The sequence below is a fragment of the Frigoribacterium sp. CFBP 8759 genome (genome assembly GCF_014841655.1).
In the GTDB taxonomy this organism is placed as follows: domain Bacteria; phylum Actinomycetota; class Actinomycetes; order Actinomycetales; family Microbacteriaceae; genus Frigoribacterium.
Window position 1 is genome coordinate 793,466 of the sequence record NZ_JACYUH010000001.1, and the last position, 19,553, is coordinate 813,018.

Annotated in this window: 14 protein-coding genes; 4 read left to right on the plus strand and 10 right to left on the minus strand. The window is 71.8% G+C overall.

The genetic code is table 11. The features are described 5' to 3' along the window. The first annotated feature begins 8 nt into the window (after positions 1-8). Complete coding sequence (locus IFT79_RS03710; RefSeq protein ID WP_192122933.1) at positions 9-395, plus strand: MGMT family protein; 387 nt, start codon at positions 9-11, stop codon at positions 393-395. A gap of 109 nt (positions 396-504) precedes the next feature. On the opposite strand, the gene IFT79_RS03715 is transcribed toward IFT79_RS03710, so the two are convergent. The 8 genes from IFT79_RS03715 to sucC form a co-directional block, all read right to left on the minus strand. Continuing rightward, positions 505-1,293, minus strand: coding sequence for a GNAT family N-acetyltransferase (locus tag IFT79_RS03715; protein ID WP_192122934.1), 789 nt, complete (start codon positions 1,291-1,293; stop codon positions 505-507). A gap of 57 nt (positions 1,294-1,350) precedes the next feature. Beyond that, complete coding sequence (locus tag IFT79_RS03720) at positions 1,351-3,276, minus strand: ABC transporter ATP-binding protein (RefSeq protein WP_082460047.1); 1,926 nt, start codon at positions 3,274-3,276, stop codon at positions 1,351-1,353. Continuing rightward, positions 3,273-5,108: an ABC transporter ATP-binding protein gene (locus IFT79_RS03725; protein ID WP_056043391.1), complete on the minus strand. Its 1,836-nt coding sequence runs from the start codon at positions 5,106-5,108 to the stop codon at positions 3,273-3,275. Before IFT79_RS03725 ends, IFT79_RS03720 begins: the two co-directional genes overlap by 4 nt. A 429-nt stretch (positions 5,109-5,537) precedes the next feature. Then, positions 5,538-7,202 (minus strand): bifunctional phosphoribosylaminoimidazolecarboxamide formyltransferase/IMP cyclohydrolase, encoded by a 1,665-nt coding sequence (gene purH, locus IFT79_RS03730; protein ID WP_192122935.1) that lies wholly within the window; start codon positions 7,200-7,202, stop codon positions 5,538-5,540. Further along, positions 7,199-7,792, minus strand: a complete 594-nt coding sequence (gene purN, locus IFT79_RS03735; protein WP_054147430.1) for a phosphoribosylglycinamide formyltransferase — start codon at positions 7,790-7,792, stop codon at positions 7,199-7,201. The genes purH and purN overlap by 4 nt, the downstream gene beginning before the upstream one ends. A 66-nt stretch (positions 7,793-7,858) precedes the next feature. Next, positions 7,859-9,232 (minus strand): cell division protein PerM, encoded by a 1,374-nt coding sequence (locus tag IFT79_RS03740; RefSeq protein ID WP_236557045.1) that lies wholly within the window; start codon positions 9,230-9,232, stop codon positions 7,859-7,861. Positions 9,233-9,409: 177 nt separating this feature from the next. Beyond that, entirely contained in the window at positions 9,410-10,297 is an 888-nt protein-coding gene (gene sucD / locus IFT79_RS03745; protein ID WP_056043398.1) for a succinate--CoA ligase subunit alpha, read from the minus strand. Between the two features lie 15 nt (positions 10,298-10,312). Then, entirely contained in the window at positions 10,313-11,476 is a 1,164-nt protein-coding gene (gene sucC / locus IFT79_RS03750) for an ADP-forming succinate--CoA ligase subunit beta (RefSeq protein ID WP_192122936.1), read from the minus strand. A gap of 212 nt (positions 11,477-11,688) precedes the next feature. Between sucC and IFT79_RS03755 the strand changes: the two genes are divergently transcribed. The 3 genes from IFT79_RS03755 to IFT79_RS03765 all read left to right on the plus strand — a co-directional run bounded on the left by IFT79_RS03755 (position 11,689) and on the right by IFT79_RS03765 (position 14,472). Then, positions 11,689-12,099: an ester cyclase gene (locus tag IFT79_RS03755; protein ID WP_056043403.1), complete on the plus strand. Its 411-nt coding sequence runs from the start codon at positions 11,689-11,691 to the stop codon at positions 12,097-12,099. A gap of 43 nt (positions 12,100-12,142) precedes the next feature. Next, positions 12,143-12,376 carry a hypothetical protein gene (locus IFT79_RS03760; RefSeq protein WP_056043406.1) on the plus strand — a complete coding sequence of 78 codons (234 nt, stop codon included), beginning with the start codon at positions 12,143-12,145 and terminating at the stop codon, positions 12,374-12,376. Between the two features lie 155 nt (positions 12,377-12,531). Continuing rightward, the gene (locus IFT79_RS03765) at positions 12,532-14,472 is read left to right on the plus strand and encodes a thioester domain-containing protein (RefSeq protein ID WP_192122937.1); all 1,941 of its coding nucleotides are present in this window, start codon (positions 12,532-12,534) and stop codon (positions 14,470-14,472) included. Positions 14,473-14,507: 35 nt separating this feature from the next. On the opposite strand, the gene IFT79_RS03770 is transcribed toward IFT79_RS03765, so the two are convergent. Further along, on the minus strand, positions 14,508-18,941 hold the full coding sequence (locus IFT79_RS03770; RefSeq protein WP_192122938.1) for an FtsK/SpoIIIE domain-containing protein: 4,434 nt from the start codon (positions 18,939-18,941) through the stop codon (positions 14,508-14,510). After that, positions 18,938-19,540: a hypothetical protein gene (locus tag IFT79_RS03775; protein ID WP_192122939.1), complete on the minus strand. Its 603-nt coding sequence runs from the start codon at positions 19,538-19,540 to the stop codon at positions 18,938-18,940. Before IFT79_RS03775 ends, IFT79_RS03770 begins: the two co-directional genes overlap by 4 nt. Positions 19,541-19,553 lie beyond the last annotated feature (13 nt).

Genomic DNA, 19,553 nt, shown 5'->3' on the forward strand with positions numbered 1-19,553 from the left:
CCGACGACGTGACCCCGGGCGCCTCCACCCGCGGCGGCGAGCCCGCGCCGCACCCCGGCCCCGACCCCGGGCCCGCCCCCGACCCCGACCCCGACCCCGACGACTTCGTCTCGCAGGTCGTCGCCGTCGTCGAGTCGATCCCGCCGGGCCACGTGATGACCTACGGGTCGGTCGCCGCCGCCCTCGGGTCGCGGGCCTCTCGTGCCGTCGGCCGGGTGATGGCCTACGCCGGGGCCGACCTGCCCTGGTGGCGGGTGATCCGCGCCTCGGGCCATGCCCCGCGCGACCACGAGCAGCGCGCCCTCGAGCAGTACCGGGTCGAGGGCACGCCTCTGCTGTGGAGCCGGTCGGGCACCTTCCGCGTCGATCTGGAGCGCGCCTCCCACCGTCCCTGAGCGACTGCACCACGGACCACCGGCATCACCGGGACGGGCGTGTTCGTCGAAGGCGGTCGTCCACGACCGCCCGCCTCCCCCGGCGCCGCCCGCCGTCGCCCGTGTCGCCTCAGCGCGTCCGGTCGTAGGGGGTCGTCGTCGAGACGGCGACCAGACCCGACCGCTCGAGGATCGGACGCGAGTCGTCGGTCGAGTCGCTGTGCACGAGGGTCTTGCCCTGCGCGAGGGCGGAACGCGCGCGCGCCGCGGTCAACGCCCGGTAGATGCCCCGGTGGCGGTACGCCTCGAGCGTGGCGCCGCCCCAGATGCCGACGAAGTCCGTGCCGGGGACGGGTTCGAGCCGGCCTCCGCTGACCATCCGGCCGTCGACCTCGGCGACCCAGAGCTCCATGCCGTCGCCACGGCCCAACCGGGACAGCAGCGCGTCGGCCATCCGCGCGTCGACCGCCTCGCCGAACGCCTCGTCGACCATCGCACTCATCGCCCGCACGTCCGCCTCGGTGGTGACCCGACGCACCGTCACGCCCTCGGGCACCTCGCCGAGGTCCGCGAGCACGGCGAGCGGCCCGATCATGATCGACTCGGGCTCGCCGGGTTCGAAGCCCGAGGCCACGAGCGCGTCGTGGAGCCCGGGGGCACGGTCGTGCCCGCGGGTCTTCCACTCGACCCGGGTGGTCTCGTCGTCGGCGTCGAAGTGCTCGACGGCGGCCGCCACCAGCGCGCGGACCGCGTCGGCGTCCGCGTCGCCGAGGTCGCGGTAGGTGACGAACCCGCGACCACCGGCGAAGGTGACGAGCCGCAACGGACCGTGGCGGGTGACCGCGATCGCACTCGGCGTCTCGGCGTCGGTGCGGAGTTGCTCGTCGTAGGCCTGCAGGTAGCTCGTCGCGTCGGTCATCGAGGCCACGCTAGCCGAGCCCGGACGGCGGGCGGGGCCCGCCGTCCGGGCCCCGCCTCACACGAGCGAGTCGCGCCACGCGGCGTGGAGCTGCGCGAAGCGGCCGGTGCCCGCGATCAGGTCGTCGGGGGTGCCGTCCTCGACGATCTTGCCGTGCTCCATCACGAGCACCCGGTCGGCGATCGCGACCGTCGACAGGCGGTGCGCGATGATGACCGCGGTGCGGTCGGCGAGCAGCGTCTGCAGGGCCTCTTGCACCATGCGCTCGGACGGGATGTCGAGCGACGCGGTCGCCTCGTCGAGGATCAGCACGCTCGGGTTCGCGATGAACGCCCGGGCGAACGACAGCAACTGGCGTTGCCCGGCCGACACCCGGCCGCCGCGCTTGTTCACGTCGGTGTCGTACCCGTCGGGCAGGGCCTCGATGAACTCGTGCGCCCCGACCGCCTTCGCCGCCCGCACGATCTCGTCGCGCGTCGCGTCGGGCTTGCCGAGCGAGATGTTGTCGGCCACCGAACCCGAGAAGAGGTACGCCTCCTGCGTCACCATGACGATGGCGCGGCGGAGGTCCTTCGGGTGCAGGTCGCGCAGGTCGACGCCGTCGAGCGTCACGGCACCGCGCGTCGGGTCGTAGAAGCGCGAGATCAGCTTCGCCAACGTCGACTTGCCGGCCCCCGTCGATCCGACGAGGGCGATGGTCTGCCCCGCCGGCACGTGGAGGTCGAAGCCGGGCAGCACGACCGTGTCGGCGTTGTAGGCGAACTCGACGTCGTCGAAGTGCACCTGCCCCTTGGCGTCCCACAGGTCGACCGGGCGCGTCGGGTCGGGCACGCTCGGCTGCTCCTCGAGCACGCCCGAGATCTTCTCGAGCGCGGCGGACGCCGACTGGTAGCCGTTGTAGAACATGGCCATCTCTTCGGCCGGGTCGAAGAACCGCTTCGCGTAGAGCGCCACCGCCAGCAGGGCACCGATCTCGAGCGAGCCGTCGATCACCCGGAAGCCGCCGAACAGCACGACCGCCGCGAGGGTCGCGTTGCCGATGAGCACCAGGCCCGGGTCGAAGGTGCCGAACAACGTGAACACCTTCGAGTTGGCCTGCCGGTAGTCCTCGACGTGACCGGCGTACTCCTTCTCGTTGCGCGCCTCCTTGCGGAAGGCCTGCACGGCACGCATGCCCGTCATCGTCTCGACGAAGTGCACGATGACGCGGGCGCTCGTGACGCGCGTGGCCCGGAACAGCTTCTGCGAGCGCACCTGGAACCACCGGGTCAACGCCACGAGCGGCACGAGGGCGACGGCGAGGACGAGGCCGCTCTGCGGGTCGAGCGCGACCAGGGCGACGGCGGTGAAGACCATGTACAGCAGGCCCGACACGAGCTGGTTGATGCCCGAGTCGAGCAGCTCGCGGATCGAGTCCAGGTCGCTCGTCTGGCGCGAGATGATGCGGCCCGACGTGTACGTCTCGTGGAACTCGAGGCTGAGCCGCTGCGTGTGCAGGAACAGCCGCTTGCGCAGGTCAAACAGGATCGCCTGGCTGATCCGCGCCGACAGCACCGTGTACTGCGCCATCAGCACCGCACCGATCACGCCGGTCACCAGGTAGGCGACCACGACGAGGATCGCCGGTGCCCAGTCCTGGTCGTCCATCAGGGCCGGCAGGGCGGTGTCGATGCCGATCGCGATCAGGGCCGGCCCCGCGACCTGCGAGGCCGTGCTGATCACGACGACGACGCCCATCAACGCGAGTCGCCAGCGCAGCGGGTGCACGAGCGAGCCGAGGAGGCGCAGCGACCGACGGCGGAGCCTCTTGCTCTCGTCCTTGGTGAAGTTCTCGCGCTCCTCGCCGCGGACGCCCTGCGTCGTCGAGCCCTGCTCGGCGCGCTTCTCGGCCGGCGTGCGGCCGTCCAACGCCTCGCGCTCGACGGGGCCGTCGGCGACCGCCGGGCGATCGGGACGGTCGTCCTCGAGTGTCGTGTCGGTCATGCGAGCACCTCCTCTCGGGTGGTGGTGGAGTCGTCGTCGAGCGACGAGATGACGTAGCGGTAGTGCTCGTTGCTCGCGATGAGGTCGGAGTGCCGGCCCACCGCGGTGACCGTGCCGTTCTGGAGCAGCGCGACCCGGTCGGCCAGGGTGACCGTCGACGGCCGGTGCGCGACGATCAGCGAGGTCGTGGACGCGAGCACGCGTCGCAGACCGGCCTCGACCCGCGCCTCGGTGTCGACGTCGAGGGCCGACAACGGGTCGTCGAGCACCAGCACGGCCGGGCGCGCAGCGATGGCGCGTGCCAGCGCGAGGCGCTGACGCTGGCCGCCGGACAGGCTGAGGCCCTCTTCACCCACGCGGGTGTCGACGCCCTCGGGCAGCCGCTCGACGAAGTCGGCCTGCGCGATCTCGAGTGCCTCGCGCATCACCCGGTCGGCCTCGTCGGCGTCGTCGGCGAGGTCGGGGCGACCGAGCAGGACGTTGTCACGGACGGACGCACTGAACAGCGTCGCGTCCTCGAACGCCATGCCGATGTGACGGCGGAGCTCTTCACGGCTGAGGTCGCGGACGTCGACACCGTCGATCAGGACCTGCCCGCCGGTGACGTCGTAGAGCCGGGACACGAGCGACAGGAGCGTCGTCTTGCCCGAACCGGTGAGACCGACGAGGGCCATCGTCTCGCCGGGCTCGACGACGAGGTCGACCCCGTTGACGAGGTCGGAGAACTGGGCCGGCGAGTCCTGGTAGCGGAAGTGCGTGCCCTTGAACTCGAGTCGACCGTGGGGTTCGGCGATCGTCGCCGGGTCCTCGGGGTCGGTCACCGTGTTCTCGCTGTCCATCACCTCGAAGTAGCGGTCGACGGCCGTGCGGGTGTCGAAGGTCATCGAGAGGAGGAAGCCGATCGACTCGACCGGCCAGCGCAGCACGGTCGCCGTCGCGAAGAAGGCGAAGAGCTGGCCGACGGTCAGCTGGCCGTCGGCGGCCAACCAGACGCCGCCGAGCAGACAGAGCGCGAAGGCCACGTCGGGGACGAGCAGCAGCCAGAGCCACAGCTTCGAGATGGCCTTCGCCTTCTCGATCTCGGTCCCACGGAGGTCCTCGGCCTGCTTGGCGAACTCGCGCAGCGAGTGCTTGCCGCGACCGAAGGCCTTGAGCACGCGGATGCCGTGGACGCTCTCCTCGACGCTGGTCGCCAGGTCACCGACCTGGTCCTGGCTGCGGCGGGCGACGACCGAGTAGCGCTTCTCGAACGCGAAGCTGACGAAGAACACGGGCAGCGACGCCACGAGGAAGACGAGGCCGAGCACCCAGCTGTACGAGAACAGGACGACGAAGCCGACGACGATCGTGAGCACGTTGACGACGAGCAGCACGACACCGAACGCGAGCCAGCGGCGGATGAGGCTCAGGTCGCTGACCGACCGGCTGAGCAGCTGACCGCTCTGCCAGCGGTCGTGGAACGCCACCGGCAGGTCTTGCAGCTTGGCGTAGAGGGCGTTGCGCATGGTCGCCTCGACGTGCGTGCTCGGTGTGAGCACCAGGCGACGGCGGGCACCGATGAGGATCGCCTCGGCCACTCCGAGGCCCAGCACGACGGCGAACGCGGGCCAGACCTGCGATCGGTCCCCGCTCGACAGGGGGCCGTCGACGAGCAGTTGCAGGACGAGGGGGATCAGCAGGGCGACGACGGCGGCGAGCAGGGCCGCGACCATGCCCAGCACGATGCGGGGCAGGGCCGGCTTGACGTAGGGGTGGAGCCGCACGAGCGACTGCACCGTCGAGGGGCGCTTCGCCGGGTCGGGCGGGCGTGCGGACGAGGACTTCTGAGACATGGGTGATCCAAGTGTCGTGATCTGGCACGGGCGACCGAACGGAGCGGTGACCCGTGGTGGAGAAGGTGGTGCGGCGACCGCCCGGGGAGGACCCGCGGTCCCGCGGTCGCGCCCGGAGACGTCGGCGGGCGGTGTGTCGGAGGGGTGCCGGTGGGCGGCGGACCGTCTCGTCTAGACGATCGGCGCCGGGCTCGGAGACGCCGAGGAGGCGCGACCCACGCGAGCACCGTCGGTGGCCGTGCCCACCGTGGTCAGTGTCGTCGTCGTCATCATGTCCTCCTGAGTGTCGTCATCCGTCCGTGCGGTCGTGTCCGACCGGCTGTGAGCAGCCTTACAGGATATGCGTGCCGTCGACTCCGCCGCAAGACGGAACGGTTCGGAATCGTGGACGACGCGACGCGCGCCTCCGGGGCCCCGGCCGACGGCGACCTAGTGGAAGAAGTGGCGCTCGCCCGTGAAGTACATGGTCACGCCGGCAGCCTTCGCCGCGGCCACGACCTCGTCGTCGCGGATCGACCCGCCGGGCTGGACGACCGCTGCCACGCCGGCGTCGAGCAGCACCTGCAGGCCGTCGGCGAAGGGGAAGAACGCGTCGGACGCCGCGACCGACCCGGCGGCACGCGCACCGGCGCGGTCGACCGCGAGGTGGCACGAGTCGACGCGGTTGACCTGGCCCATGCCCACCCCGACGGACGCGCCGCCCGAGGCGAGCAGGATCGCGTTCGATTTGACGGCGCGCGAGGCCTTCCAGGCGAACTCGAGGTCGGCTCTCGTCGAGGCGTCGGCCTCGTCGCCGGCCACCAGCGTCCAGCCGTCGGACGTGAACGCGTCGAACCGGTCGGCGTCCTGGACGAGCAGGCCACCCGAGATCTGCTTGACCTCGCGCGCGTCGCGGGTGAAGTCGGCGGGCAGGGTCAGCAGGCGGATGTTCTTCTTCGCGCTGAGGATCTCGACGGCCTCGGGGTCGAACGCCGGGGCGATGACGACCTCGGTGAAGATGTCCGCGACGGTCTCGGCCATGGCGCGGGTCACCGGGCGGTTGGCCGCGATGACGCCGCCGAACGCGGAGACGGGATCGCAGGCGTGCGCCCGCTGGTGCGCGTCGGCGATGGCGTCGACGGCGTCGGGCGAGGCCACGGCGATGCCGCACGGGTTGGCGTGCTTGATGATCGCGACGGCGGGCTCGTCGAAGTCGTAGGCGGCGCGCAGGGCCGCGTCCGCGTCGACGTAGTTGTTGTACGACATCGCCTTGCCGTGCAGCTGCGTCGCCTGCGCGATGCCGTGCGCGCCGGGCGTCGCGTAGATCGCGGCCGCCTGGTGGGAGTTCTCGCCGTAGCGGAGGGTGTCCTGCAGCTCGGCCGAGACGGTGACCGCGGGCTCGAAGCCGGCCCGCGCCTCCTGCTCGTCGACGACGGACGAGGAGGCGCCGGTCGCGGCGGCGGACGCGTCGGCCTCGGCGCGCACGCCCACGTGTGCGGCGAAGTACGCCGCGACTGCCGTGTCGTACGCGGCCGTGTGGGCGAAGGCCTCGCCGGCCAGGCGCTGACGCTGGGCCAGGGTCGTGCCCCCCAGCGTGAGCGCCTTCTCGATCTGCGGGTAGTTCGTCGGCGAGACGACGATCGCGACGTTGGCGTGGTTCTTCGCGGCGGCCCGGACCATCGCGGGGCCCCCGATGTCGACGTTCTCGATGACGGTCGGCACGTCGGCACCCGAGGCGACGGTCTCGACGAACGGGTAGAGGTTGACGACGACGAGCTCGAACGCGGCGATGTCGAGTTCGGCCAGCTGCGCCTCGTGCGACTCGAGCCGCAGGTCGGCGAGGATGCCGGCGTGCACCGCGGGGTGCAGCGTCTTGACGCGGCCGTCCAGCGACTCGGGGAACCCGGTGACGCTGCTGACCTCGGTGACGGCGTGGCCGGCGTCGCGGATGGTCTGGGCCGTCGAGCCGGTCGACACGATCTCGACGCCGGAGGCCGAGAGGGCGGCGGCCAGGTCGAGCAGGCCGGTCTTGTCGCTGACGCTGATCAGGGCACGACGCACGGTCACGGCGTCACGGTCGCGGTAGAGGCTGGGGTCGATGGCGTGGCCGCTCATGCGGTGGGCTCCTGTTCGAGTGTGGTCGTTCCGTTGGCGATGTCGAGCACGGTCTGGACGAGCAGTTCGCGCTCGACGACCTTGATGCGGTCGTGCAGCGACGACTCGTCGTCGCCGGGCAGGACGGGGATGCGACGCTGGGCGAGGATCGGGCCGCTGTCGACGCCCTCGTCGACGACGATGACGCTCGCGCCCGTCTGCTCGACGCCCGCCGCGAGCGCGTCGCGCACGCCGTGCGCGCCGGGGAACTCGGGCAGGTAGGCGGGGTGCGTGTTGATGAGGTTCGGCGCGAGGGCGGCGACGACCCGTGGCGGCACGAGCCGCATGAAACCGCTGAGCACCACGAGGTCGGGCTGCCACTGCTCGATCTGGGCCAACAGCTCGTCACCCCAGGCGGCACGGTCGGCGAAGTTCGAGAAGGCGACCGAGAAGGTCGGCACCCCGAAGTGCTCGGCGTGCTCGAAGCCGTCGGCCTCGCGGTCGGCGCCGACGGCGACCACCCGGGCGGGGTACTCGGCGTCGCTCGCGGCCTCGAGCAGAGCCCGGAGGTTCGAGCCGCCACCGGAGATGAGCACCACGAGCTTCAGCACCCGGCAAGCCTAGCGGCCCGGGCACGCGCACCGGGGGGGCGGTCGGCGGTCCGTCGGACGACGGCGTCAGCGCGTGATGCCCTCGATGCGCTCGGTGTCGTCGCCGTCGCGCCGCAGGGTGGTCACGGGCACAGGGCCCGTCGGCGTGGTGTCGTCGACGACCGGGTCGTCGTGCCGCTTCGCACCGGAGCCGTCCGGCGTCGTCTCGGCTCGATCACCCGCGAACCTCGGTGGCGTCACGACCATCGCGAGCACGCCGGCGACGGCGAACTCGAGCGCCGCGAACCCGCCGACCAGCAGCGGGTCGGGTCCGACGTCGGTCAGGCGTCCGGGCCCGGCCGAGCCGGAGGCCGCCCAGGCGAGCAGGCCGAGCAGCGCTCCCCCGACGACCCCGCCGACGACCGCGACGACGATGCGACGGACCAGGTCGTCGACCCCGTACCCGGCGAGCATCCGTTGCAGCCGCGGCCTCAGGAGGGTCGCGCAGACGTACGCGGCGACGACCGGGACCAGCAGCCCGACGAAACCGAACGTCAGGTCGGCGGTGGGCAGCGCGCCGAGGAAGGGGATCGCGGGCATCGGGCCGACGGCGGTGCCCAGGGGCGAGATCGACGACCCGGTGCCGATGGCGAAGCCGGGGCCGACCAGCCACGACGCCGCCCACACGACGACGTCGGGGAGCAGGGCGAGTTGACCGAGCGTCAACGCGAGCCCTCCGAGGAACCCACCGTGCGCGCCTTCGTACAGGGTGATGATCTGGGCGTAGTTCGTCACGATCAGCACCGAGACGATCAGGGCCGACACGGCCAGGACGGCGGATGCGGCCACGGTCCCGAGCCGCAGTCCGGCGGCCGCGATGCCGGTCACCTGTCGGGGCAGTCGCGACAGGAGGCCGATCACGGCACCGGTCACGGGGTCGGCGGCCTCACCCCGACGCCGGCGCGTGACCTCCGCCATGGCCACGACGGGCACGGCGTACACGAGCGCGGGCAGGAGCGTGCCCTGCCACAACGACGGGCGTGCGAGCTCGTGCTGCGCGGAGGCCGCCAGGGCGAGGGACAGCAGGGCGAAGGTGCCAATGGTCACGAGCACGCCCGTCAGGCGGTGCGCGGTCTCGGCCGCGGCGCGGCCGGCGCGGATGCCCATCAGCACCGTGAGCAGGGCGAAGCCGAGCGCGGCCAGCGAGATGACGATGGGGGCGTCCGCCCCGGGGATGCCGGTCGCCGCGGCCGCGTCGGCGCTGAGCTGGACGGTCAGGTCGGCGCCGTGCCCGACGAGCCACGAATCGACGGCTGCGCGCCAGAAGACGACCCAGTCGATCTGCAGGCCGTACTGGAACGCCCAGAGCGAGGTCAGCACGACGAGGGGGATGCCGACGCCGATGGCCACGACGAGCAGGGCTTCGAGCGCGGAGAAGAGAGCGGTGACTGGGCGGTTCATCGCGAGCGACTGTACCGGTGCCGACCGGGGCCGGCCTGCTGCCCCGCCGCCCGCGACGACGACTCCGCTCCGCACCCGCCGGCCCGCACGCACGACGACGGGCGTGTCCGTCGTGGCCGGCGTCCGAGGACGACCGGCGGTGACGAACACGCCCGTCGAGGAGTCGCGGGTCGGCCCCTACAGGGAGGCGTAGACCTCGCGGAGCAGCGCCGCGGTCTCGCTCGGCGTCTTGCCGACCTTGACGCCGGCGGCTTCGAGCGCCTCTTTCTTCGCCTGGGCGGTGCCGGCCGAGCCGGACACGATCGCACCGGCGTGGCCCATCGTCTTGCCCTCGGGGGCGGTGAAGCCCGCGACGTAGCCGACGACGGGCTTGGTGACGTGTGCCTTGATGTAGTCGGCGGCACGCTCTTCGGCGTCGCCGCCGATCTCGCCGATCATGACGATCGCCTTGGTGTCGGGGTCGGCCTCGAACGCCTCGAGGGCGTCGATGTGCGTCGTGCCGATGACCGGGTCGCCACCGATGCCGATGGCGGTCGAGAAGCCGAGGTCGCGCAGCTCGAACATCATCTGGTAGGTCAGGGTGCCCGACTTCGAGACCAGGCCGATGGGCCCCGAGCCCGAGATCGAGGCAGGCGTGATGCCCACCAGCGACTCGCCGGGCGTGATGATGCCGGGGCAGTTCGGGCCGATGATGCGGGTCGTTCCGCCCTTGGCCTTGGCGAGCGCCCAGAACTCGGCGCTGTCCTGCACCGGGATGCCCTCGGTGATGACGACGACGAGCGGCACCTCGGCCTCGATGGCCTCGACGACGGCGTCCTTGGCGAACGCCGGCGGCACGAAGACGATCGAGACGTCCGCGCCGGTCTCGGCGACGGCCTCGGTCACGGTGCCGAAGACGGGGAGCTCGACGTCACCGTGGGTGACGGTCGTGCCGGCCTTGCGGGCGTTGACGCCACCCACGACCTTCGTGCCCGCCTTGAGCATGAGTGCGGTGTGCTTGGTGCCCTCGCCGCCGGTGATGCCCTGGACGATGACCTTGCTGTCCTTGTTGAGGAAGATCGACATTGTTCTGTGCAGTCCTTACTTCGAAGCCAGCTCGGCGGCCTTGTCGGCAGCCTCGTCCATGGTCGCGACGACGGTGACCAGCGGGTGGGCCGCCTCCGCCAGGATGCGTCGACCTTCGTCGACGTTGTTGCCGTCGAGTCGCACGACGAGCGGCTTGGTGGCCGCGTCGCCGAGGATGCCGAGGGCGGCGACGATGCCGTTGGCGACCGCGTCACAGGCGGTGATGCCACCGAAGACGTTGACGAAGACGCTCTTGACCTGGGCGTCGCCCAGGATCACGTCGAGCCCCGCCGCCATGACCTCGGCGCTCGCTCCGCCGCCGATGTCGAGGAAGTTGGCGGGCTTGACGCCGCCGTGCGCCTCGCCGGCGTACGCGACGACGTCGAGCGTCGACATGACGAGACCTGCACCGTTGCCGATGATGCCGACCTCGCCGTCGAGCTTCACGTAGTTGAGGCCGGCGGCCTTGGCCTTCGCCTCGAGCGGGTCGGCCGCGTCGGCGTCCTCGAGCTCGGCGTGGCCGGGGTGACGGAACTCGGCGTTCTCGTCGATGGAGACCTTGCCGTCGAGGGCGACGATGTCGCCCTGCTCGGTGAGCACGAGCGGGTTGACCTCGACGAGGGTCGCGTCCTCGCCCTCGTAGACGGCGTAGAGCTTGACCAAGACGGGGGCGACCTTCTCGACGAGCTCGTCGGGGAACCCGCCGGCCTTCGCGATCTCGGTGGCCTTCGCGAGGTCGATGCCCGCGCGGGGGTCGACCTCGATGCGCGCCAACGCGTCGGGCTTCTCGACGGCGAGCTGCTCGATCTCCATGCCGCCCTCGACGCTGCAGAGCGACAGGTACGAACGGTTGGCACGGTCGAGCAGCACCGAGAAGTAGAACTCGCGGGCGATCTGGGCGCCGCCGGCGATCATGACGCGCTTGACGACGTGGCCCTTGATGTCGAGCCCGAGGATGTCCTTCGCCGCGGCCTCGGCGTCGTCCGGGGTCTGCGCCACCTTGACGCCGCCGGCCTTGCCTCGGCCGCCGACCTTGACCTGGGCCTTCGCGACGGTGACGCCACCCAGCTTCTCGGACGCCGCTCGCGCCTCCTCGGGGGTGTCGGCCACGATGCCCGGCAGCACGGGCACGCCGTACTGCTCGAACAGGTCTCTGGCCTGGTACTCGAAAAGATCCACGCTGTTCTTCCAATCCGCATCGCTGCGTCGTCTCACCATGATCCGTCTCGACATCGAGCCATCTCGACATGAAGACATATGGGCCGCGGTCAGCCTAGCGGGCGACCCCAGGGGTACGCCGAGCGGGGCGTCTGCTGTGAGCATCGGGGGCCCGCTGCCGCCTGGGGAGTAGACGAGAGACACCCCGACAGAACCAGAAGACGGAGACACGCATGTCGAAAGAAAAGAACCTCGCCACGCAGGAGCGCCTCGGCGAGATCCTGACCGCCCGTGAGATCGACCGCCTCGGCGAGGGTTTCCACGCCGACGTCGTCGACCACGACCCGGCCCCCGACGCACCCGCCGGCCTCGCCGGCATCCAGGCCTTCTGGACCGAGTTCTTCGCGGCCTTCCCCGACGCCGACCTCGCGGTCGAGACCCTCGTCGCCGACGACGAGAACGTCACCGCCGTCTTCACGATCTCGGGCACGCACACCGGCACGTTCCAGGGCGCGGAGCCCACGGGCAAGTCGTTCACCGTGCGCGGCATCCAGGTCGGCCGGTTCGACGAGGACGGCCTGCTCGTCGAGCGCTGGGGCGCCACCGACGAGGCCGGCATGAAGCAGCAACTCGGTCTGGCCTGAGCCGCTCCCCCACCACCCCGCACCATTCTCGAGAGGACACATCATGAGCGACACCAACACCCCCGCAGCATCGGGCGAGCAGCCCTACGACCAGGCCGACGAGTTCGCCGAGTCCGAGCAGATCGCGACGAACGACGCCGTGGCCGGCGAGACGGTCTTCCCCGGCGTCGGCGAGGGCAACGACGGCCCCACCGGTGGCGCGCCCCGCGAGGGCTCGCCCGAGTACGCCTCGAACGACCTCGAGGGCGACGAGATCGACCTCGACGAGACCGAGTGACCTCGGTCACCACCGTCTGACGACGCCCCCGCCGCACCTCGCGGCGGGGGCGTCGTCGCGTCACGGCTCCTCCCCCGGCCTGCGTCAGCGGGAACGGTGCACAGGAGGCGCGGTGCCGGCCTCGGCAGCCGGGGCCGCTGCCCGATCGTCGGTGCATGACATCACCAACGAAGGCCCTCGGGCCCCCCAGACGGCGCCTCGCGCTCGCCCTCGCCCTGTTGTTCTCCGTCGCCGTCGGGCTGCTCGGCCACGCTCCGGCCGCTGCCGTGACCGGCACGGGACTCGGCCCGGGCCATCTCTGGCGTGGCGACGACGTCTCGTGGCTCGGCACCTACCGACTCGACGACGGCACCCAGGCGTTCTGCCTCGAAGCCGGCAAGAGCTCGCCCGTCGGCAACCACTACGACACGACCACGGGTGGTGACGTGATCGGCGTCTCGACCGACGACCACGCGCGGCTCGCGTACATCGCCCGCACCTGGGGCGGCACGACCGACGCCGACACGGCCGCCGCGGGACAGCTCGCGGTCTGGACCATCACCGGCCTGAACGGCCACACGCAGCGGTACTACGCCGGCCGTGCCAACGAGCGATGGCCGATCGTGCTCGAACGCGCGAACCAGATGCTCGCCGAGGCCTCGTCCGCCGCGTCGAAATCGGTCGCGGCATCGATCACCGTCGAACTCTCGGACGACGGCACCGGGCTGATCCGCCCCGACCTCACGGTCGACCGTGTGGCGGGCGGGCCGACGAGCCTCGAACCGACACATGCAGGCACGGTCACCCTGGACGGCGCCGTGTTCGCGGACGGCTCGACCACGGCCGTCGTCCGCAACGGCGAGAGCGTGTCCGTCGTCGCCACCGGTGACGCTGCCCACGTCACCGTGAACGCCTCGGTCGAGTTCGTCGACCTGCCGTACGGACGGGTGACCACGGTGGGGAACAGCCCCGCGGGCTCACAGATGATCCTCTTCTCGGGCGGGGTCGCGGCCTCCGCCTCCGAAGCCGCGAGTGTCGAGCAGCTGTCGCCCCTGCCGTTCCAGCCCACGGTGTCGACCGTCACCAGCGACACCGTGGCCGAGACCGGGACGGTCGTCACCGACCAGGTGACGCTCGGCGTGCGGCCCGGAGACGGGCTCCTGTCCGAGTGGGGTCGATACGACGACGCGGGGAGCTGGCGTCCCGTACCGGTCACGGTGCGGAGCCGCCTGCTGGGGCCCTTCCTCGCTCCGGTGGTCGAGGCCGCCGCGTGGCCGGACGACGCCCCGCTGGTCTGCGAGGTCGCCCTGGAGGTAGTCGACGGTCCTGGCACCTACTCGACGCCGGGCTGCGAGCTGCCCGGCGGCGGTTACTACACGTGGGTCGAGACCATCGATCCTGCGGACACTCCGGTCGAAGCGGGGCGTGACCGGGTGGGTTCCTGGCGCTCTCCCTTCGGCACGGCGACCGAGACGACGTTCGTGCCCTGGACGCCGACCATCTCGACCGTGGTGTCCGACGCCGAGATCGACCCTGGTACCTGCGTCAGCGACGAACTCACCGTCGTCGACCTCCACCCCGACGTGCCCGGCGGGGTCGACGTCGAGTCGGTGCTCGTCGGACCGTTCGCCGAGGCCCCCGAGGTGGGAAGCGACCTCGGACCGATCGGCCTCCTCGACCCGGACCTGATCGTGGCCCGCGAGACGGTGGCCACCAGCGAGGACGGCAACTACACCACGCCCTGCGTCACGCTCGAGCGACCCGGCACGTACGTCTTCCTGTTCTCGTCGGAGGGGTCGGCGGCCGCCGAGGACGGCAGCAGGATCGTGCCGGCCTTCGCCGACACCACCGTCTACCGGAGCGAGATGACGACCGTCCGACAACCGGTGCCGGCCGATGCCCCCGCGCCTCCGGCGAGGCTGGCCTTCACCGGTTCGACCGGTGGAGGGCAACCGTTGCTCGTCGCCCTCGGCATCATGGGTACCGGCTTGGTGCTCGTGACGGCGGCAGGTGCGCTGCACCTTCGGAGGCGCCGCCCGGACCGGGGCTCGGAGACTGCCTGCCGTGCGGTCGAGACCGACGCCCTGTCGTCGTTCGGCCTGGGCGAGGCGCGATGAGCCCCCGGGTGCAGGTGCCCCGAAGCGGCCCGGGCTCACCCGGCCCGGTCGAACGGCACCTGCACCCGGACGGCTCGACCGCTGCCGTCGTCCACGAGGGCGAACCCTGGCGTCGGCCGGTCGGCGAGGTCGGACTTCGTCAGCCGGAGCCCCACCTGGTCACCTTCATTGGGCAGCTGCGGGCTGAGCACGGCGCCGCACCGGTTGTTCCTCACGTCGACCTGCCAGCCGGCCCACCCGGACAACACCTCGCCGGTCGTCCCGGCCACGACGAGTGCGCGACCGGTGTCGGGGCACGACCTGAGGAACTCCGCGAGCCACTCGCCCGCGGGGCAGTCCTTGAGGTGTTCGCCGTCGTCGATGACGAGCACGCGAGGGCCGTCGGCGTCTGCAAAGAAGGGCGCGAGGAGGGCCTCCTCGACGGTCCGGGTGGTGATCACCGCGACCACGCCGGGCGACCCCTCGAGCGCCCGCAGCGGCGATCGCCGTGGGGCGACGACGACCACTCCGATGCGCTGGGCCGTGAGCGACCGGACGACGGCTACCAGGACGGTGCTGCGCCCGCTCTTCGGGGGGCCCGTCACGACATAGCTGCCCGGGCCGTCGGCGAGGTCGGGACCCCACGGAACGAGGTCGTCGCCACCGACGCCGATCAAGGCGAAGACGCTCGCCGGGTCAGCCGCTCCCCGGCGGGACCAGGCGTCGTCGAACGAGATGGGGCCCGCCAGTTCGTCGACGCGGAAGGGCCGACGGGCGGCAGGAACATCACGGTCACGGTGAGCCGCCGACGCCGCCCGCCGTCTCAGCGCCTCGGCCTGCGCCTGCCCCGTGGCCTCGGCATCGATCAAGGCGACCTGCGTCTCGATCGAGGTCTCGGCGGTGAAGCCCCGCCCCGGGGGCAGGACGTCGGGCAGGGCCCGCGCGTTCAGACCGGCGAGGGCGTAGTCGGCCCGGTCGGTCAGGCGCAGGAGCAGCTTGTCGTCGACCAGGGCGGCGAGCCGGCCCGCGACGAGCTGCCGGTCACCCGTGACGAGCACGTGGAGCCCGACCGCGGCACCCTCACGCAAGAGCACCCCCACCTGGTCGACGAGCTTGCCGTGCTCGATCTCGGCGAAGCTGCCCGTGAACCCTTCCCACCGGTCGATCATGACGACCAGGTGCGGCAGGCGGTCCCCCTCGGGAGAGGCTCGTCGCTGCTCGACCGCTCCCGCATGACCTCCCGCTGCGAGCACCTGTTGCCGCCGGTAGGTCTCGTCGACGAGCTTCGTCAGCAGGCGCCGGACCCGGTCGAGCTGGGTCCGCTGGACGACGGCTCCGACGTGCGGAAGGCTCTCGAGCGGCAGCAGGGCACCGCTGCCGCAGTCGATGCCGTAGAGGTGCACGTCGGCGCAGCTCGTCCGGTCGGCGAGGGAGGCCGCGACCGTGCGGAGCACCTGCGAGCGTCCCGTCCGCGGGGCGCCGACGACGAAGAGATGCCCCAGGGTCTGCAGGTCGAGCGCGGCCGGGGCCTGGTGCTGTTCGGCCGGGAAGTCCTGCCGACCGAAGGGCAGCACGGCCACGTCGCCGGGGACGCACGTGTCGACGTCCGAGCCCGTCCGGGACCCTGCCAGGTCGTCGAGCACGAGCCTGTCGGGCAAGGCGTCGAGCCACGGACGATGCGGGCGAGGAATCCCGAGACGGGTGGAGGCCGCGGCGAGCGCGTCGACGAGCTCGGCCAGGTCGGTGCGACCGACGGACTCGGTCGTCGTCCGTGGCGGCGGCTCGGCCACGACCCGCCCGAGGTCCTGCCAGTCGAGCGGACTCGACCACACCTCGGGCACGACCTCGGCCACCGCCCCGGGGCGTCGGCCACCGACACGGCCTGCCTGGAACGGGACGAGTGCACTGGCCCCCAATCGGACGAGGGCGCGACCCGGTGTCGACTTGGAGATGCCGGCCGCGTCACCCGCGTCGATGACGTCGCTGCTCTCACCTGCATCGGTCACGCGAAGGGCGATCCTCAGGTTCGTGTTCGCCTTGATGTCGCCGGTGACGACGCCCGTCGGCCGCTGCGTCGCGAGCACGAGGTGGATTCCGAGAGAACGCCCGCGCTGGGCGATGTTGACGAGGCCGGTCACGAAGTCCGGCAACTCGCGGACCATGCTGGCGAACTCGTCGATCACGATCAGGAGGCGCGGCAACGGAGGCCTCGCATCGTCACCGACCGCGCCCTCCACGTAGTCCTCGAGGTCCTTCGCTCCGGCGTCGGCGAGGAGGTGCTCGCGGCGTCGCAGCTCGGCCCCGAGCGAGTGCAACGCCCGCTCCACGAGGTGCGTGTCGAGGTCGGTGACCATCCCGACGGTGTGGGGCAGCGGCGCGAAGTCCCGGAACGCGGCACCACCCTTGTAGTCGACGAGGACGAACGTCATCCACTCGGGGGTGTTCGCGGCGGCGAGCGACGCGACCATGCTCTGCAGCAACTCGGACTTGCCGGAGCCGGTCGTGCCTGCCACGAGACCGTGCGGACCGTCCCTGCGGAGGTCGAATGCGAACGGGCCGTCGAGACTGTCTCCGATGACGACCTCGGTCGTGGGGCCCGTGCGAGCCCATCGGTCGAGTACGGCCTCGACGGTGGGGGGTTCGAGCTGCAGCACGTCGAGCAGCCGGGAACGCGCCGGGAGCCCGCCCGTTCCGTCGCCGTCGTCGACGTCGACCACCGGGGCGACGGCCCGGGCGACGGCCTCGAACCAACCGACGGGCAGCAGGTCGGCCTTGACCTCGCGCACGTCGGCGGTGCGGTGCACGTCGAGGGAATGCCGCGCGAGGCCGCAGGTGACGACGGCGACGCACTCCTCGGGAAGGGATCGGCGTTCGGCGTCGACGCACACGGCGTAGACGCCGACGGAGGGCCCGTCCCGCAGGACGCGGACGAGCCCGGGCAGTGCCCGCAACCGCCGCGCACCGTCGACGACGAGGACGATGTCGGTGGCCGCACGGAGGGTCCCCTGCGACTCCCGCACCGCCCGCCGGCGAGAGTCGATCTCGGCCCCGAGCTCGGCGATGCGGCGGGCGACGGTCTCGGCGTCGTTGCCGACCCAGGCGACGGCTGGACGACCGTTCTCGGGACGGGCATGGGGGACATGGGCCAGCCAGGACCAGTCGTCGCCCGCAGCGTGTTCGGTCAGGACGACCAACCGCACGTCGCGGGGGCTCTGGGCGACGGCGAGCTGAGCCAGCATCCACGCGACGAGAGGTCTGGCGTGTTCGGATCGGCCGGCCACCCCGACGACCCCGTGGTCGGCCAGATCGACGGTGACGGGCACGTCGACCGCGGGGCGAGCGACGGTCCGACGGTGCTCGAGTTCGGCCGGGTCCTCGATGGTGACACCCGAGGGCAGATCCGCCGTGCCGATCCTGACGCGCAGGTGGTCCGGATCGTCACGACGGCGTTCCCACAACCGTGAGCGACGCCGGGCGGCGATGTCGAGCACGGTGGCGGCGTCGGGACTGAGGTGTCGCAACTCGCGCTGCAGCTGCCGCACGGCGCTCTCGGCATCCGCCGCCACCGCCTCCTTCGTGGCCTGATGGTCGGCGAGGCGTTGCCGGTGCGAGACCTTCCCGTTGCGCTTGTCGTAGAGGTGGTTGCCCATCATGACCACCGGCGACATGAGCCCGAAGGCGAGGAAGGCGACGTTCCCGAACACGCTGACCATGACGACGGCCATCAGCATCGGCGCCAGCGCCGCGACGATCGGCAGGGGCCGCTTCGCACCCTGTTGGGGTTCGGCGGGGAACCGGAACGTCGTGGTCGGCGGTTCCGGCAGGAGGCGCGGTGGGCGTGCGTGGTCGAAGGTGCCTCCCCCCTCGCTCACGGTGATCGCGGCGGACGGGTGCCCGGCCGGCGCGACGGCGAGGAGGGTGTCGCCGATGGTGATGACGCAGTGTTCGTCCACGGCGGCCGTACCTCGGACGGGAACGCGGTCGACGAGCACGAGTGGCCCGCGAGCCTCGTCGTCGGACTCGGGGAAGGCGTCGACCGTGGGGGTCAGCGTGAAGCGCCCGGCGCCGTCGAGTTCGATCGTCGCGACGATCGGCGGCACCCGCACGTCGTCCAGCCTCACGCCTGCGTCGGGACCGCTTCCGAGGTGGACGAGCCCGACGTCGACGACGTGGATCGTCCCTGCCCCGCGGCCTCCGATGATGCGGATGGTGGGCAGATCGGCAGGCGAACGGAGGTGCGTCGCCGGGCCGCCGAAGCCGACGACGGCGCCGTCGAGCAGGATTCCCGAACTCATGCGCGCGGTCGGGTCGACCGGCACCCCGTCGACCGTGATGCTCCCGGGCTCAGCGGGCGGGGCGTGACCCGAGTGACCCAGTGACGACGCGAGGTGCCGCGCCACGGCGTCGACGGTGGTGTCCGGATCGACCAGGACCGAGCGGTCCGCCCGGTGGCCCGTCGGGACGTGCAGGACGGTGACGCTCAGCCTCACGCGGCGGGCACCACGCTGATGTCGTCCACGAACACGTCGACTTCGTCGATCATGCCGAGGACGCCCTCCGGCCCGCCGACCTGGCAGGTGACGCGGAGATCGTACGGCTCGGCCCGGAAGGCGTAGACGAGCGTGGCGTGGAGGCCGGCGTCGCCGTCGACGGCCGCGTACCGCACGCCTCGGAGCCCCTGCCCGAGACCGCTCGCCTCGACCTGCTCGACGACGGGAGGCTCGACCGCGGCCACGTCGCTGTCGAAGACCATGGCCCGGAGGGCGACATCACGATCGCCTCCGACGAACCCGTACTGGACGCGCAGCAGCGACGGAGGGGTCGCGATGTCCGGCAGGTAGAGGTACCGGCGTTCGTCCTCGGGCGACCAGCGCGCGAGGGCCGAGAGCACCTCCGTCAGCCAGGACCGGGAGGCGCGGGTCGACACTTCGGACCGCTCGGCCACGGTGCGCACGGTCGCCTTGATCCACGATCGCGGCGCGCGGTGACCGTCATGCGGCCAAGAGGTCGGAAGGGCCACCCAGGTCTCGGGGTCGTGCCCGATGAGGATGTCGAAGTCAGTGGTGGCATCGGTGTCGGTTTCGCTCATGGCGCAGGTCGCT